Source organism: Akkermansia sp. KLE1798, from assembly GCF_001580195.1.
In the GTDB taxonomy this organism is placed as follows: Bacteria; Verrucomicrobiota; Verrucomicrobiia; order Verrucomicrobiales; family Akkermansiaceae; genus Akkermansia; species Akkermansia biwaensis.
In genome coordinates, this window is the sequence record NZ_KQ971093.1 from 50,510 (window position 1) to 51,362 (window position 853).

The 853-nt window shown below is 54.2% G+C and carries 1 protein-coding gene; it reads left to right on the forward strand.

Annotated elements, in window-relative coordinates; genetic code table 11:
• Window positions 1-853 (forward strand): hypothetical protein (locus tag HMPREF3039_RS10500; protein WP_231863914.1); only part of this gene is annotated, 853 nt, incomplete at both ends.

An 853-nucleotide genomic window follows, 5' to 3' on the forward strand; every position in this document is an offset into this window, starting at 1 on the left:
CGTGGCTGGTAATGAACAAAAAAGGGCATATTGTTCACTCATTTGTGTTCTGGTATGGTAGCGGAAAGGTGCTCCCACGCATTATGGCTGTATGGCTCGGCATCGGAGCTTATGAAACTCCTTCGCAGGATAACATGGAACTGCACGAACAGGGCGATGAAATGTGGATCTATTACGTGGATGCGCAACGCGGGTGGAGACGGCTGCGTTCCTTCGTGAAAGGGAATGTTTCTGTTGTTACGGAAGATGTGGCAGGCGGCTATTACTTCGACTGGCCCCTGGAGTACGACTCGCCGACGATCCGGCAGGACGAGCTGGTTCCGGTTTTGCGTGAATTCGTCCGTGTGCAGAAGGGATTGAGCAAGGGAGTGGATGCGGAGCGGGAAATACTTTCCGTGCTGCCGAAGGCTAAAAAGCTGAAATACGACCATATGTACCGGACGATCCGCTACGAGAACCGGCCTCCGCCTCCGGAGGCTCCACCTGGTGACGTGATTCCGGCTTTTGGAAAAATCTGGAAGCCGTTGATGGATAAGCTGGGTTTTCCGGATGCTTCCCGGTACAAAATAACGGAGGCCTCCGGTCCGCATCCTCAGCGGATGACACATTGCCGCTTGGATTGGCTGAAAAAAATGGGATTCCAATTTGTAGTGAGGAAGTACGGGTCTCCGGCCTCTATCGCATGCCGGTGCCTTGCGGACGAACGTACTTATAGTGCGGTATATGTTGCTGTGGCGCAGTGCGGGACACGGGAGTTTGCTCTGGAAGGATTGGCGCGCATGAGGCTCTGGAAGGCGCGTTTGGAGGAGGAATCCCGCTTGAAAGCTCAGGGAGACAAGGAATGGGACAATCC